At 57.0% G+C, this 15845-nt stretch carries 14 protein-coding genes; 1 reads left to right on the top strand and 13 read right to left on the bottom strand.

All coding sequences use genetic code 11. The annotated features are described in order from the left end of the window. Positions 1 to 8: 8 nt before the first annotated feature. Positions 9 to 842, top strand: a complete 834-nt coding sequence (locus B0G52_RS22665; protein WP_094047682.1) for an AraC family transcriptional regulator — start codon at positions 9 to 11, stop codon at positions 840 to 842. A 22-nt stretch (positions 843 to 864) separates the two neighbouring features. Here B0G52_RS22665 and B0G52_RS22660 read toward each other — a convergent pair whose 3' ends face one another. The 13 genes from B0G52_RS22660 to B0G52_RS22600 all read right to left on the bottom strand — a co-directional run bounded on the left by B0G52_RS22660 (position 865) and on the right by B0G52_RS22600 (position 15816). Next, complete coding sequence (locus tag B0G52_RS22660) at positions 865 to 2286, bottom strand: SulP family inorganic anion transporter (protein WP_094047681.1); 1422 nt, start codon at positions 2284 to 2286, stop codon at positions 865 to 867. A gap of 113 nt (positions 2287 to 2399) precedes the next feature. Next, positions 2400 to 2927: an MgtC/SapB family protein gene (locus B0G52_RS22655; RefSeq protein ID WP_094047680.1), complete on the bottom strand. Its 528-nt coding sequence runs from the start codon at positions 2925 to 2927 to the stop codon at positions 2400 to 2402. 15 nt (positions 2928 to 2942) lie between these two features. Further along, the gene (locus B0G52_RS22650; RefSeq protein WP_094047679.1) at positions 2943 to 3992 is read right to left on the bottom strand and encodes a LacI family DNA-binding transcriptional regulator; all 1050 of its coding nucleotides are present in this window, start codon (positions 3990 to 3992) and stop codon (positions 2943 to 2945) included. Between the two features lie 18 nt (positions 3993 to 4010). Beyond that, entirely contained in the window at positions 4011 to 4574 is a 564-nt protein-coding gene (locus tag B0G52_RS22645) for an HAD family hydrolase (RefSeq protein WP_094047678.1), read from the bottom strand. Then, a complete protein-coding gene (locus B0G52_RS22640; protein WP_094047677.1) occupies positions 4552 to 5583 on the bottom strand; it encodes an ABC transporter ATP-binding protein in 1032 nt (343 codons plus the stop codon). Before B0G52_RS22640 ends, B0G52_RS22645 begins: the two co-directional genes overlap by 23 nt. Then, complete coding sequence (locus B0G52_RS22635; protein WP_233162968.1) at positions 5580 to 6551, bottom strand: ABC transporter ATP-binding protein; 972 nt, start codon at positions 6549 to 6551, stop codon at positions 5580 to 5582. Before B0G52_RS22635 ends, B0G52_RS22640 begins: the two co-directional genes overlap by 4 nt. Positions 6552 to 6666: 115 nt before the next feature. Next, complete coding sequence (locus tag B0G52_RS22630) at positions 6667 to 7812, bottom strand: ABC transporter permease (RefSeq protein ID WP_094047675.1); 1146 nt, start codon at positions 7810 to 7812, stop codon at positions 6667 to 6669. 3 nt (positions 7813 to 7815) lie between these two features. Next, on the bottom strand, positions 7816 to 8814 hold the full coding sequence (locus tag B0G52_RS22625; RefSeq protein WP_094047674.1) for an ABC transporter permease: 999 nt from the start codon (positions 8812 to 8814) through the stop codon (positions 7816 to 7818). Positions 8815 to 8912: 98 nt separating this feature from the next. After that, positions 8913 to 10883 (bottom strand): ABC transporter substrate-binding protein, encoded by a 1971-nt coding sequence (locus B0G52_RS22620; RefSeq protein WP_094047673.1) that lies wholly within the window; start codon positions 10881 to 10883, stop codon positions 8913 to 8915. 422 nt (positions 10884 to 11305) lie between these two features. Continuing rightward, positions 11306 to 12319: a LacI family DNA-binding transcriptional regulator gene (locus B0G52_RS22615; RefSeq protein WP_094047672.1), complete on the bottom strand. Its 1014-nt coding sequence runs from the start codon at positions 12317 to 12319 to the stop codon at positions 11306 to 11308. A gap of 160 nt (positions 12320 to 12479) precedes the next feature. Continuing rightward, entirely contained in the window at positions 12480 to 13292 is an 813-nt protein-coding gene (iolB, locus tag B0G52_RS22610) for a 5-deoxy-glucuronate isomerase (RefSeq protein WP_094047671.1), read from the bottom strand. A 21-nt stretch (positions 13293 to 13313) separates the two neighbouring features. Further along, on the bottom strand, positions 13314 to 14327 hold the full coding sequence (gene iolG / locus B0G52_RS22605; RefSeq protein WP_094047670.1) for an inositol 2-dehydrogenase: 1014 nt from the start codon (positions 14325 to 14327) through the stop codon (positions 13314 to 13316). A 43-nt stretch (positions 14328 to 14370) separates the two neighbouring features. Further along, the gene (locus B0G52_RS22600; RefSeq protein WP_094047669.1) at positions 14371 to 15816 is read right to left on the bottom strand and encodes a CoA-acylating methylmalonate-semialdehyde dehydrogenase; all 1446 of its coding nucleotides are present in this window, start codon (positions 15814 to 15816) and stop codon (positions 14371 to 14373) included. Between the last annotated feature and the right edge of the window lie 29 nt (positions 15817 to 15845).

The following is a 15845-nucleotide window of genomic DNA, read 5'->3' as shown; positions in this document are numbered from 1 at the left end:
GACCGACAGTGCCGCTTGACGACCGCTCCGCCTATTTTTCCGAACTGCTTCGCAACTTGAAGGTTCAGCCGATAGACGCTTACTATACACGCTGTACGTCCCACTGGCGGGAGCTCGATTACGTGCCCGATTACAATAAACTGTATTATATTTGCGAAGGAGAAGGCTGGGTGAAGATCGGGAATGCCGAATACTCTCCCAAACCCGGCCAACTCGTCTTTATGCCCGCGAACGTCAAGCAGTCCTATTCCGTCATCAGCGACAATACCTATGAAAAGTATTGGTGTCATTTTACGGCTACGATCGGCGAATTGGATTTGTTCCAATGGTTCGACGTTCCCCATTGTATCGATGCCCGGCAGCATGAGAGGTGGAAAGCGCTGTTCGAGGAGTTGGCCGCGCTGCACGCGGACGGCGCCTTCCTCTCGCGCATTCGGGAGAAAGCCGTCATGCTCGAACTCCTCTCGCTGCTGCTGACGGAAGCGGATACGGAAATCCGCGTGCTTCCGGGCCGGTCGTCCGACGTGCAGCGGCTCGACCTGATCGAACGGTATATCGAGGATAATCTGGCCGAACCTGTCACGCTGGAGCAGCTCGCCAAGCACGTCCATCTGCATCCGAATTATCTCGTGCGCTACTTCAACAAGCATTTCGCGGTATCTCCGCTGAAATACATGAATCGCAGAAGAATGCAAAAAGCGAGGGAGCTGCTGCGCTCAACCTCGCTGTCGGTCAAAGAAGTGGCCGAACGGGTCGGATACGCCGACACGAACCACTTCGCCAAAGCTTTCCGCCGGGAAAACAGCTGCAGTCCGACGGAATACCGGCTGCGCGGGCTCTGAGCCTGCGCGCCCTCCGCCACGATCAGGCCGGCTCCGCATGGGAGTCGGCCTCTTGCCGCAGCACCCGCACCTTCTTCCCCTTGCTTTCCAGCCGAACGACGATCTTCTCCAGCGTCTTCGCCGCGGAGTGATCCCACACCTGACTGGCGGTCAGGTCCAGGCACACGTTCGGAGTCTCGTCGTTAAAATCGATCCGGTCCATCAGCTTGTCGCTCGACACGAAAAACAGCTGGCCCCTCACGCGGTATACCCGCTCGTCGCCGTCCAATTCGTCGCGAATGTCCAGCTTGGTCGCCGAACGGTACGCATAGAGGAGAGCGCTCAACAGAACGCCGACGAGCACCCCGATCGCCAAATCGTGGGTGGCGACGACGATGGCCACCGTGACGGTCATAATGAACGTATGGGCCAGCGGCTTGCGCCTGATGTCGCGCAAGTACCCCCAATCGAATACTTCGATGCACACCATGAACATCACGCCGACCAACGCGGCGATCGGAATCGCATTCAGCACGTCGCGCAGCGCGAATACGAGCGCCAGCAGCGCCAGCGCCGCGACGAGCGTGGACAGGCGGCCGCGGCCGCCGACCTTGACGTTGATCGCGGACTCCGCGACCAGCGCGCAGCCGGCCATTCCCCCGAAGAAGCCCGTCACCGTATTGGCGATGCCCTGCCCTCTAAGCTCCTTGTCTTTGCTCGTCTTCTCCTCGGTCATCTCGTCGATGATCGTCTGCGTCAGCAGCGTCTCCGAATAGCCGACGACTGCCAAGGAGAGCGAGGTCGGCAGCAAAATCCACAGCGTCTCCCATGTAAACGGAATGGCCGGAAGATGCAGCCATGGAATCGTCGGCTCGATCGTCGCCAAGTCTCCGACCGTGCTGAGTCCCATTTGCCCGGCGAAGACGGCAACCGTCATCACGCCGACGGCGACGAGCGGAGACGGGACGGCTTTCGTCAGCTTGGGCAGCAAGTAAATAATGGCCAGCGTTCCCGCGACCATCGCATACATGGGCCAAGACTGTCCCTCGAAATATCTGATCTGGGATATAAACAACAGTATCGCCAGCGAATTGATGAATCCGGTAATGACGGAATGCGGAACGAAGCTCATCCAACGCCCCATTTTCATAGCGCCCATCCCGAACTGGATAACGCCCGTCAGAATGGTGGCCGCGAACAAATATTCCACGCCGTGCCGGGCCACGAGCGCCGTCATCAGCACGGCCATCGAGCCCGCCGTGGACGACACCATTCCCGGACGCCCGCCGAAGAACGAGATCAGCAGAAGAATGCAGATCGTCGAATAGATGCTGATCATCGGATTAACTCCGGCAATGAACGCGAACGCCAGCGAATCCGGAATAAGCGCGAGAACCGTCGTGATCCCCGCCAGCGCGTCCGCTCTTATGTTGGAAAACCAAGTCGTCTTTAGTCTGTGTAACATAGTCTGCTTTTTCTCCAGCCCTTCTCCAGCTTGCTGCGTAACGCACCTTGTCGATGATACACCGCATTGTCCCGATCGTCCAGACGGAAAATAAAGAGGGGCTTGGCAGCCCCTCAATCCGGCGAATCGTTCTTCGATTTGGCTTGCGATCTGGCAGACGATTTGGCCAGCGTTTTGTCATGCTCCCACTTCTCGATCCAGCCTCCGACCCGGACGAGCACGAAGAGCACCGCAATCGTGAACAGCACGATTCCGTAGAACCCCGCGCCGATGCCGATGCCCACCCCGCCGGCGAACAAAATCATGGAAGCCGACGTCAGCCCCTTCACCTCGAAGCCCGACTTCATGATCAAGCCGGCCCCCAGAAAGCCCAGCCCCGTCACGATCTGGGCGGTAAGCCGCATCGGATCCATCATCGTCCGGTCATGCAGATGGCTGTATACCTCTACGCTCTCGATCGACACGATGGTGATCAAGGCGCACGCCGCCGTCACGAACGTGAACGTCTTCACCCCGGCCGGCTTGTTCTTGTGCGTGCGGTCGAAGCCGATCAGCAGCCCGAGCACGGCGCTGATCAGAATGCGGAAGTACAGCTCGTACTCCGAGAAAAACGCGGCCGCGAAATCCGCTATTTGTTCCATTGCACGTTCTCCCTCCTACTGCTGCGGGGAAAGCTCGGATCGGACCGGCGAGCACGAATGGCGGACGATGATCGGGCTGTCCACGATCCAGTTGCGCGAATACTCGCCTTCGAGCACGCCGAGCTGATGCATAAGCAGCCTGACGGCCCGGACCCCCAGCTCCGAGGGCTGCAGGTCCATGCCCGTCAGAGCCGGCGTCGTCTGATGCATCATCGACTGATCGCCGCAGATGACGAACATCGAGATGTCCTCCGGCACGCTGAGCCCCGCATCCTTGATCGCGTTCATCGCGCTGAGCGCGGTGCGGTCGTCGTCGGCGATAACCGCCGTCACCTTCGTCTGGAGCGCGCCCAGCACTTGCGCGGTCTCGTCGTAGCCGTACTTCATGTATTCATCCGAATCGATGGGCGGTTTGTAATGGATCATATGCGGCAGCGTCTCGATCCCCCGCTCGGCGAGCGCGTCCACGAACGCCTCCGTACGTTCGGCGGCGACCGTCATGCGCTTGCCGGCATTCAGAAATAAAATATCGCGATGGCCCAGACCGGTCAAGTACCCGACGATGTCGCGAATAATCCGCTCGTTGTCGCTGTTGACCGTCAGCGCGTCGGTAATGTCCGCGTTCATGATTTTGCCGACCGTGACGAACGGAATTCGGTGCCGATGGAGCATCCGAATGCGCTCGTCTTCCTCCGTCGGGCCGAGCACGATCGCTCCGTCGATCGGATAGCTGGCCAGCGTCGGCGTCTTGACCTCTTTGGCCGAGATCGTGTCCAGCAGCACCCGGTAGCCCAAAGCGGACGCTTCCAGAACGACCCCGTTAATAAACTGGGTATGGAAAGAGCTGAAGAAGAAATTGCCGTGGGGCAGCGTCAGCCCGATCGCCATCGTCTTCTTCGTGACGAGGCTGCGCGCGATATGGTTCGGCACGTAGTTCAATTCCCGGGACGCTTTCAGTACTCTGTCCGTCACCTTCTTGCTCGTCGGCCTCTTCTGGCTGAACACGTTGGAGACCGTTCCTTTGGATACGCCCGCCCTGCGGGCGACATCGTCGATCTTGGCCATCGTTCCACTTACATCCTCTCAACCCGCAACGGCTATTCGTTCGTTCAGCGATTCCACGAGATCGATCAGCTCCAGCGGGCTGGCGATCGTATAATTCGGCACTTCCAACTCGTCCGCCGGCTGCTTCGGATACCTCGGCGTCCAGCTTAGGAATACGCTGGTGATGCCCATCTGATTCGCGCCCCGGACGTCCCGGCTCAAATTGTTGCCGACCATAATGATCCGCGAACAATCCTCCTCGGTCAAATCCATCGCCCCGATCGCCGCCTTGAACATGCGCGGACTGGGCTTGACGGCTTTGATCGGCTCCGAATAGATCAGCGTTTCGAAGCAGTCGTACAGGCCGTTTGAGGTCAGCAGATTTTTGAACGACTGAGCGGTGCCGTCGGCGACGATCGCCAGTCTATAGCCGCGTTCCGCAAGCGTCCTGACCGCCACGTCCGCGCCCGGAATGACGTTGCCGCTGATGACCGTTCCTTCCTCGTCCCGAATTTCCGTTCCCTCGTCGATAATCGTATCCCCGCAATCCATGAAAATGATCAGTTGTTTCTGCTCCGCGTCAAGCTTGTTTGGCTTCTTCATGTCGTACCCCTCTCAAGTTCAGTTCTTCGGCGTAATGGCACGCCGCAAAATGTCCGTCTCCGACTTCGCGCAGTTCCGGCACTTGCTGGACGCACTTATCGGTTCTATACGCGCATCTCGGATGGAAGTGGCAGCCGCTCGGCGGATTCGCCGGGTTAGGCACTTCCCCTTCCAGAATGATCCGATCCTTCTTCCGCTCCGGGTCGGGTTGCGGCACCGCGGACATCAACGCCTCGGTATAAGGATGCTTCGGCTGGCTGAACATCGATTCGGTGGAAGCCAGCTCCACGATTCTCCCCAAGTGCATGACCGCTACCCGGTCCGAAATGTTCTGAACGATGGACAGATCGTGCGAAATGAAAATATATGTGATTTGATACTGCTCCTGCAAATCCTTGAGCAGATTGATGATCTGCGCCTGAATCGAGACGTCGAGCGCGGATACCGCCTCATCGCAGACGATCAGCCTAGGCTGCATGATGAGTGCCCGAGCGATGGCGATCCGCTGCCTCTGGCCTCCCGAGAAAGCGTGCGGATACCTTTGCAGATAACTGACATTCAGCCCCGTCTGACTGGCGATTTCCGTTACCTTGTCGTCGATCTCCGATTTTCTTAATTTGAAATTGGCAATTAAAGGTTCTGCGATAATATCGTACACGCTCATCCTCGGACTCAGGGAGGAATACGGGTCCTGGAAAATCATCTGGATATCTTTGCGATACTTCTTCGCATCCTGGCCCTTCAGCTTCAGATAATCGATGCGCTCCCCTTCGCTTGCATAATAATTAACTTCGCCGGAAGAGGCCGACATTCCTCTCACAATACAACGCCCGAGCGTTGTCTTGCCGCAGCCGGATTCCCCCACGATGCTCAGCGTCTCGCCTTCGAATAGCTGGAACGTGATGTCGTTCAGCACCTGCACCCGGGTAGGCTTAGCCCACAGCTTCTTTCTGGATTTCACGTCGAAGCTCTTGTTCAGACGGACGACGTCGAGTATGGACTTGGTCATGGCGACTCTCCTTCTGGCCGATCCGTGTACAGGAAACACCTTACCGTATGCTGATCGGAAATATCGGTCTTCGGTACCGCATTCACATTGCATACCCCTTCAATCCGATCCTTGCATCGTTCGTAGAAGCCGCACATCGGCGGCATATCGATCGGCATCGGTACGGAACCTTCGATCGAATCGAGTCGGACGCTCTTCTCTCCGCCCAATCTCGGCATCGACTTCAGCAAACCTTTCGTGTACGGATGTTTCGGATTATAGAAGAGTTCCTTAACCGGGGCTTGCTCCACAATTTTGCCCAGATACATGACCGCCACCTCATCGCACATCTCCGCAATGATGCCCAGATCGTGCGTGACGAGCAGAATCGCCATGCCGAATTCCCGTTGCAGCGATTGCATCAATTCCAGCACTTGCGCCTGAATCGTCACGTCGAGCGCGGTAGTCGGTTCGTCTGCGATGAGCAATTCGGGATTGCAGGACAGCGCCATCGAGATCATCGCGCGTTGACGCATCCCGCCGGAGAACTCGTGAGGGTACTGGTCGAAGCGCTTCTCCTGATCCGAGATGCCGACTTTGCCCAGCATCTCGAGCGCAATCTTCTTCGCTTCCTTCTTGTTCTTCGTGCGATGGGTTCTGATCGCTTCCATAATCTGATTGCCGATCGTATACATCGGCGAGAAAGCCGTCATTGGCTCTTGAAAGATCATCGCGATCTTCCGTCCGCGAATCGAGCGAATCCGCTTGCCCTTCGGATCGAGGGACAGCAGATTAAGCTCGGAATCGGCGGCGTCCGCAGAGTCGTACCCGATTGTCCCCGTCGTCTCGCATTCCTTCGGATTGATGCCGATGATCGCTCTGCTTGTCAAGCTTTTGCCGCAGCCGGATTCCCCGACCAACCCTAATGTCTTGCCCTTTTTGATTTCGAAATCTACCCCGTCTACCGCGTGCATGACTCCGTTCTCCATCTGGATCCGGATTTTAAGATCCTGCACGGACAGTAGAGGGCGCTCGTCCTTGGCCGCTTGGGCGGCCTGCGCCGTTTGAGTCGTCACGCTATCCCCTCGCTTGTCATGAAATCGACTATTTCTTGTACGGATCGGCGGCGTCTCGCAGCCCATCGCCCAGGAAGTTATAAGCCAACACGGTCAAAATAACGAAACCCAGCGGAATCAGCTTCCAAGGGTACAAGGCGACATTCTCGATCTTCTGGGCTTCCTGCAGCAGCACGCCCCAACTCGTCGCGGGCGAACGTATGCCCAGTCCGAGAAAGCTCATCGCCGTCTCCCCGAGAATCATGTTGGGAATGGCTAATGTCGTAGCGACGACCAAATAGCTGATAAAACCCGGAAGAAGATGCTTGACGATAATCTTCGTATTGCCGACCCCGGCAATCTTCGCGGCGATGACGTAATCTTCGTTCTTAAGCGAGATGAACTTGCCTCGTACAACTCTGGCGAGATCGGTCCAGCCGATGAAGGCGAATATAATAACGATATACAAGTACATCGTAACGATCGGGATTCGCGGCGGAATGGCGGCGGACAAAGCCATCCAGAGCGGAAGTGTCGGGAATGAACGAATAATTTCGATAATCCGCTGGATGATCGAGTCGAGCCAGCCTCCGAAATATCCGGATATACCTCCGATAATGAGTCCCAGCACGAAGCTGATGCCTACCCCGACTAACGGGATGCTTAACGAAATTTGACTGCCGAGGACGATGCGGGAAAACATGTCCCTGCCCATCGCGTCCGTACCTAGCATGAACAATCGCCCCGGCTCTTCGACGCCGAACAAGTGCCGCGTCGTCGGAATCAAGCCGAGGAATTTGTATTCCTCGCCTTTCACGAAAAATTGAAGCGAGTATTTCTTCTCTGTATCGGCGACGAATATTTTACGCATCGTCTCCGGATCGCGAGCCGACTTCAACTCGTAGACGAACGGCTGAAGATGGAACTTGCCCTCTCCGTCGATGAAACGAACTGTCATCGGAGGCGCGTTAACGTATTTGCTGTCATAGCTCTGCAGCCCATACGGAGCGATGAACTGGGCGAACAAAGCGACGAAATACAGGAAACCCAGCACATACAGGCTGATCCGCGCCAGCTTGTGCCTCTTGAACTTGATATACATGAGACGCCATTGCGAGCTGTAATTGATATCTTTAGCCGCTTCGGGCTTGAGGGCCTCCGTCGTGGATCTCCGGAATACGGGTAGTGTTCTCATCGATTAGTTACCCCTGAACTCTGTACGGATTTTTGGATCGAGCCATGCCAGCAGAATGTCCGAGATCAATGTTCCCAGTACGGTCAGCAGCGACATGAACAGCAGCCAGGAGCCGGCCAAATACATATCCTGACCAAGCAAAGCTTTGTACATAACGGGGCCTTGAATAGGCAGATTCAACACGATGGCCGTAATAGTCGAGCCTGTGAAGATTGAGGATAAGGACCAACCGAACGTGCTGACGATTGGATTCAATGCTGCTCTCGTCGGATATTTAAACAATATTTTTGTCTCGGATAACCCTTTGGACCTGGCCGTTATGACGTTCGGCTTGTTCAGTTCGTCCAACATCTGCCCCCGCATGACGCGAATCAAATCCGCCGTGCTGGCTAGACCGATGACGATGACGGGAATAACGAGATGCTTAAGCAAATCCATCATTTTAGCCATTGACCACGGTGCATTGACGTATTCGCTGGAGAATAATCCAAGCAGCGGATCTCCGAACCACGTATAGGAGAGATACATCAGGATAATCGCCAGCAGGAAGTTTGGCGTAGCCATGCCCAGAAAACTGATGCCAGAGAAGAAATAGTCTCCTGCGGAATACTGCTTAACGGCCGTATAAATTCCGATTGGAATCGCCACGATGTATTGGAATGCCATCGTGACTAACGATACGACGAGCGTTAATCCCATATACTGCTTGACGACATCCATAACCGGTTTGTTGTAGTTAAACGAATAGCCGAAATCGCCATAAAACACGATTTTTTTGATCCATATGGCATACTGTTCGTACACCGGGCGATCCAATCCCAGATTCGCCCTCATCTGGTCCATATCCGCCTGCGTCATCACTTCTCCCGCCGCTGTCATCTGCGCCGAATAGCTGGATACGTAGTCTCCCGGAGGAAGCTGAATGATATAGAACACGATGAATGAGATGAACATCACGACGGGGATCGCCATCAGGATTCTTTTAATGGAATATTGAAGCATCCGTACCCAATCCTCTCCCTTGCTGTTGGAACCCTCGGGAAAACGATAACGGGGAACGCGAATTCCCCGTTACCGCTTGCGATGTCGAACAAGCTTCGTTATTTAATGAAGAATTGCGCCGGATGCGCGTGTCCCAATCCGCGGTATTCATCCACCGATACGAGGTCGGATGGAATGTTGCGCATCGAGTTCGATGCGACGGTAATTGCCGGTGTAGGACCCGCATAACCGATCACCCATTGATTGTTTCTGTGAATCTTGTAAATCTCGTCGCTAAGCCGGTTGATCTCATCCGTGCTCTTGCTCGCTTTAATTTGATTCCACAGCTCCAGAATCTTCGCGACATCGCCTTCCGGCTTCACGCCGTCGGTGCCGCCCGATTGGGAATACAAGCCGTAATGGCCGAACCATGGCGTAATGATGCGCAATGGCACTAGCGTGTCTGGCCGGAAAGCTACGTTAGCGACGGAAATGTTCTCGGTATGAATCGGAACCTCGTTCGCGTATTTCAGATCGAAGAGCGCGCCGCCCTCTACCAGCTTGATGTCCGTTTTCAATCCCAGATCCTCAAAGTACTTTTTCAGCAATTCAAGGAATGTGTTCTTGTTCGGATCCGCTTCGTAGATCGTAAGCGTCAGCTCGGAGCCGTCGGCGTTCAAACGGAAGTTGTTTCTGTCCCGCTGCGTCAAACCGATCTCATCCAGCAACTGGTTTGCCCGATCCGGATTGAACTCAGCCCATTGCTGCGCCCAACCTTCCTGATAGCCGATAACGCCTTCCGGAACCGAAGCTTGAATCGGATCGGCCAAACCGTTCGTCACGATGTCCGACACTTCTTCGCGGTTAACACCGATAGAGAGAGCTTCCCGGAAGCGGATGTCTTGGAACAGCTTGCGCAAGTTCGGATCTTGCGTCGTCTGGTTCAACTGAATTCCCTCGCTGGACCAGGTCGGCTGCGTCCATAGAATGACGCGGAAGTCGCCCTTCTTCTCATTCTCCTTCAAGACGGTAAAATCGTTAGCGCCGAATTGGCCAAAATTATAATCTCCGGACAAGGTGCCTAGCAGCCTTTGACTTGGATCCTGGATTTTGGTCTGAACGATGCGATCTATGTACGGCAGCTGTTGGCCCTGCTCGTCCGTCTTCCAGTAAAACGGATTGCGTTCCAGAATAAACTGATCACTGTTCGGGTCGGTTTTGGCTACCCATGGCCGAAGCGTCGGGATTTGCGGATAGAGCCAGTAGTAGTAGCCCGTCTCCACCAGGAATTGCTTCGGATCCTCGAAGCCCCATTGCTTCGTAATTTCCAGCGTTTTCTCTTCTCCGACGAGTTCCGGGAGTATCGTTTTATGGAAATGCGCCGGAGCGAAAAACCATTTGTTGTCGATCGCCACACGCTCCAGGAATTGTACGCTCGGATACTTGTGCGTTACCGTAAAGGTGTAATCATCCACCTTCTTAATATCCGCCAGCACTTTCTCACCGGAAACCGGATCTACGGAATAGTAGGCATCATAGATCTTTTTGCCGAACGTTTCCTTCGTCAACATGTGCTCCCAGTAGAACAGAACGTCGTCCGCCGTAAACGGCATGCCGTCCGACCACTTCATGCCTTCGCGCAGATGAATCGTGAAGACTGTGGAATCTTCGTTCACCTCGAAGCCCTTGGCTACGTTCGGCTCCACCTTGTCTCCCTCTTTGGTGAAGCGGAAGAGCGCTTCCTCCGTAATCATCCCGATCCCCCATTTGTCGCTGGGACCGTTCCAAGCCATCTTCCAATCTCCGCCATATTGACCGATCTCCTCGACGACGGGTTCGATCATGATGTCGCCGGGAACCGGCATGCGCTCTTCGACAGGAGGCAGTTTACCGTCAGATACGAGAGCAGCAAGCATCGGCGCTTCCTTCGTGCCCTCTGTTCCTTCTGTTTCAACCGGCTTGACCTCCGTCGTCTCCGTCGGTTTCGTCGTCGCGCTGGAGCTTGGCTCGGCGGATTTATTGCTCGTGCAGCCTACGACGAATACGACCACGCATAGAAATAGAACCAAAATCGATTTGCTTCTTTTCAAGGTAACCCCTCCAGGAATAATTTCGATCGTTTAGTTCCTTGCGTACGGCCGTTCGGGCCGCATTGGCCACCTCCTCAGACATTAAACCGGTTTAATTAAAGTGCAGGATCGACCCGCTCAACACAGATTAACGACTGATTGTTAAACCGGTTTAATACACATGTAAAAAGAGAATTAAAATCGTACCCCTGTTGTCTTCGGGCTTATTGTAAGCGCTTAATGTAAGCGTTTGATTAGTATCATACATGGGGTGTCATGCGATTGCAAGCCCCTTTTGAATGAAAAAAACAAGGGATTTTTCGCAGCTTTTTCAACTCTATTTTGACCATGGAAAAAAGACCTACGGCGGTGGTCCGGTGGCATTAGAAGTCATATTGGATTGTCGTTGTCGAAGTCCCGTCAGGAGCTCGGAAGCCCCCGTTTTAAGAGCCCGGAGGCTCGCCCGTTGACTCCCGGACGATCAGACCCGGCGGCATCACGATTCGCTGTCTGATCGGTTGTCCGCTCTCCGGAGCGCCGATCAGCAAGCCGAACGCCAGCTTGACCATCTGGTCCATCGGCTGGGCGATCGTTGTGAGCGCGGGATTGGTGACCGTCGACAGGATCGTATCGTCGAAGCCGATGATCGACAGCTGCTCCGGCACCTTCACGCCTGCTTCCTTGGCCGCTTGCAGCGCTCCAATCGCCAGCAAGTCGTTGCAGCAAAAGATCGCCGAAGGGCGTTCCTCCCGGGCGAGCAGGGCGGCGGCGGCCTTCTTGCCGGCCTTGATGCTGGAATCGCAGGAGACGACGCCGTCGTTGCCCAGGGCGATGCCGGCCTCGAACAGGGCGAAGCGAAAGCCCCTCACCCGTTCGACGCTGCTGCTCACCTCAAGCTTCTCCGCCAGGATCGCCATCCGGGAATGACCGAGCGCGAGCAGATGCTCGGCGGCCAGCCCGCCGCCCTTGAAGTCGTCCGTCAGGACGCTGTGCGCGGACACGCCCGCCGCTTCCCGGGCGATCATGACGATCGGAATCGACTTCTCCGCCAGCTGCGTCAGCGTCTCCCCGTTTTCCGTCCCGGTTCCGATCAGGATGCCGTCCACGCTTTTCTGCTCGAGCAGGCGCAAATATTTATCCACGCGCTCGTCCTTGTTGTCGGTGCTGCACACAATCACGCTGTATCCGGCCGAATGCGCCAAATCCTCTACGGAACGGGCAATCTCGGAGAAAAAGGGGTTGGAGACGTCGGGAATAAGCAGCCCGAGCGTGTACGTTTTTTTGCCCATCAGGGCCGAAGCGATTACGCTGGGCTGATACTGCAGCCGCTCCATCACCTTGAAAATTTCGTCGCGCCTCTTCTTGCTGACGTTTCCTTTGCCGTTGATCGCGTTGGAGACGGTCGCGATGGACACGCCCGCTTCCTTGGCGACGTCATAGATCGTGGTCGCTTTCATAGTCAACCTCATTTTAGAAAATTTCGATCAGGGTTGACGAAAACGCCCCCTTTCCGGTCATTATCCGACGATTTTCCGCTTATTGCAAGCCTGGCGGCCTACTTGCAGTCTCCAGGAGATAGATGCTTCTTCTTTACCTTCGCTCCCCTCTTGTGCGTCCTTACTTACGGGGCTGAGCCAGCCAGGCGTGGTCCGGATCATTGTAGAACTTCCACGTACGAACAGGGCCGGCCATAACGTTTAGATAGTAGACGTCGTAGCCGGGAGGCGCGGAGACGGGGTGATAGCCTTTAGGCACCAGCACCGCTTCCCCGTTCTTCACCGCCAGCGTCTCGTCGAGCGACCGGTCGTCCGTGTACACCCGCTGGATCGCGAAGCCTTGCTCGGGCTGGACTCGATAATAGTAGGTTTCTTCCAGCAGAGACTCCTCCGGCAGCGCGTCCCGGTCGTGCTTGTGCGGCGGAAAGCTGGACCAGTGCCCCTGCGGCGTGAAGACTTCCACGACAAGCAGGCTGTCGGCCGGCTGCCCCTCGGGCAAAATATTGTGAATGAACCGCTGCGTCGTACCCTCGCCCCGCACCTCGACGCCGATCTCCGCAGGCGTAATGAGGCGAGCGGCGTGGTTGCCCCGGCCCGGAGCCCGGCAGACCGCCAGCTCCAGATCGGTGACCGCCTCTACCTCGTAACGGTCGTCGTTCGGGACATAGACGGCATAGGGAGGAATTTGCTCGAACACGCTCATGCGTTGGCCGACGTCCCGCCAGCTCTGCGCGGAAGTCGCCACATGCGCCTTGCCTTCCACCAGCACGAGACAGACTTCGCTGTCCCCGCTAGGCCGGGCCAGCTTCTCTCCCGCCCGCAGCCGGTACGTCTCGAACCCCACATAGTCCCAGCCGGCCGATTCCGGCGTAATCGACAGCATCGGCCGGTCTCCCGCGCCCGGAACGACCGGACTGACTATCAGATGACTCATCGCGTCGTCTCCCCCCTTCTCCTAATCGATCTCCGACAGCTTCACGGGCCGGTTCCGCTGCAAAGACAGCTTCGCGGCCAGCGCGATTTTTTCCGCCGCCGCTCCGTCCCGGCCGTCCACCGGCAGCGCCTCGCCCCGAACGAGGCAATCGACGAACCGTTCGATCTCGTCGCGATACGCCGCTTCGTAGCGCTCCAGGAAGAAGTACAGCGGCTTGTCGCTCCATATGCCTTCGGCGGTGCTCAGCACGGCCGTATTCGGATGATCGTTCGCCGTCGCCGCAGAGCCCTTGGAGCCGAACACCTCCGCGCGCTGATCGTACCCGTAAGACGCCTTGCGGCTGCAATCGATGACCCCGAAGGCGCCTCCGGCAAAACGCAGCGTCACGATCGCCGTATCCACATCGCCATGCTTGCCGAATACCGGATCGATCAGCACGCCGCCTTGGGCGTACACTTCCTCCACCTCAAGGCCGGACAAGTACCGGGCCATGTCGAAATCGTGGATCATCATGTCCATGAACATGCCGCCCGAGCTGCCGATGTACTCCTCCGACGGCGGCGCGGGATCGCGGGACGTAATCTTGACGAGCTGCACGTCCCCAATCGCTCCCGTGTTCACATGCTCGCGAATGCGCCGGTAGTTGTGATCGAATCTGCGGTTAAAGCCGACCTGCAGCTTCACTCCCGCAAGCCTGACCGCTTCGAGCGCTTCCTCCGTCTGGCGAATGTCCATACTGACCGGCTTCTCGCAGAAAATATGCTTGCCCTGACCCGCGGCCTGCTTGATCAGCGGAACGTGCGTATCCGTCGAGGAGCAGATGAAGACGGCGTCGATGCTCGGATCGCCGATAATATCGTCGCTGTTGCGCGTAACAACGGGAATGCCTCGCTGCTTCGCCCATTCGTTCAATTCGTCGCCGGCGAACAGGTCGCCGATTGCCGCGATTTCCGCCTGCGGATGTCTCAGGAGATTGTCGGCATGGATTTTGCCGATTCTGCCCGCTCCGATGATGCCGATTCTGATTTTCTTCATGTTCGTCTGCCATCCTTCTTTTCCGCGTCGCGGCTCGTCTGCCCTACCAACGGGCGGTCACCATTTTTTTGCGGGTGTAAAATTCGACTCCGTCCGTGCCGTTCGCATGGAGATCGCCGTAGAACGATTTCTTCCAGCCGGAGAACGGGAAAAACGCCATCGGCGCCGGAACGCCCAAGTTGATGCCGAGCATGCCCGCGTCGATCGTCTCGCGGAACTGCCGCACGCTGCTGCCGCTGTCCGTGAACAAGCAGGCGCCGTTGGCGAATTCCGAACGGTTGGCGATCTCGATCGCTTCCGCCAGCGTATCCGCGCGCATCACCGACAGCACCGGAGCGAAAATTTCGTCCTTCCAAATTTTCATCTCGCAGCCGACCTGATCGAAAATCGTCGGTCCGACAAAGTAGCCGTCGCCTTGCGCCGCTGCGTCACCGCGGCCGTCCCGAACGAGCACGCCGCCCTCCGCTTCGCCGGAAGCGATGTAGCCGAGCGTGCGCTCCTTATGGGAGGCACGGATGACGGGGCCGAGGAACGTGCCTTCCTGCAAGCCGTTGCCGATCTTGAGGGCGTCGGCGGCCGCGGCCAGCCGCTTCACCAATTCGTCGCCGATGCCGCCGACGGCGATGACGACGGCGCAGGCCATGCACCGCTCGCCCGCGGAGCCGAACGCCGCGCTGACGATTTCCTTGACCGTCAGATCCAGGTTGGCGTCGGGCAGGACGATCGAGTGGTTTTTGGCGCCGGCCAGCGCCTGCACGCGTTTGCCGTGGGCCGAGCCGGTCTTGTAGACGTATTCGGCGACCGGCTGCGAGCCGACGAACGAAATCGCCTGAATGCCCGGATGCGCCAGCAGTCCATTAACGACGTCGCGTCCGCCGTGAACGACGTTCAGCACCCCTGCCGGCAGGCCGGCTTCATGGAACAGCTCCGCCAGCCGATTGGCCAGCAGCGGCGTACGCTCCGACGGCTTCAGTACGAACGCGTTGCCGCAGGCGATCGCCAGCGGGAACATCCAGCACGGCACCATCATCGGAAAATTAAACGGCGTAATCCCGCCGACGACGCCAATCGGATACCGGTACATGCCGGATTCCAGATTCGATGCGATGTCGGGAAGCTGCTTGCCCATCATCAGCGACGGGGCGCCCGCGGCGAATTCGACGCATTCGATGCCGCGCTGCACTTCCCCGTACGCTTCGGCGTAGCTTTTGCCGTTCTCCTGCGTAATGAGCCGCGCCAGCTCCTCCCAATGCGCGACGAGCAGCTGCTGATACTTGAACAAAATCCGCGCCCGGCGCGGCACCGGCGTCCGGCTCCACGTCGCGAACGCCTGTTTCGCGGCGCTCACCGCCGCGTCGACGTCTGCTTCCCCGGACAGGGGAACGCGGGCCAGCACCTCCTCCGTTGCCGGATTGAATACTTCCTCAACCTCCGTTGCGCCCGATTCCACCCATTGTCCTGCGATCCAATTTTTAAGCGTTGCGGTCATCGTGTTCCCTCTTTTCCGTTAGTTGCGAA

The organism is Cohnella sp. SGD-V74 (genome assembly GCF_003001675.1).
GTDB lineage: Bacteria > Bacillota > Bacilli > Paenibacillales > Paenibacillaceae > Cohnella.
Note: the sequence above shows the minus strand (reverse complement) of the source record. Positions and strands in the feature narration are given on the sequence as shown.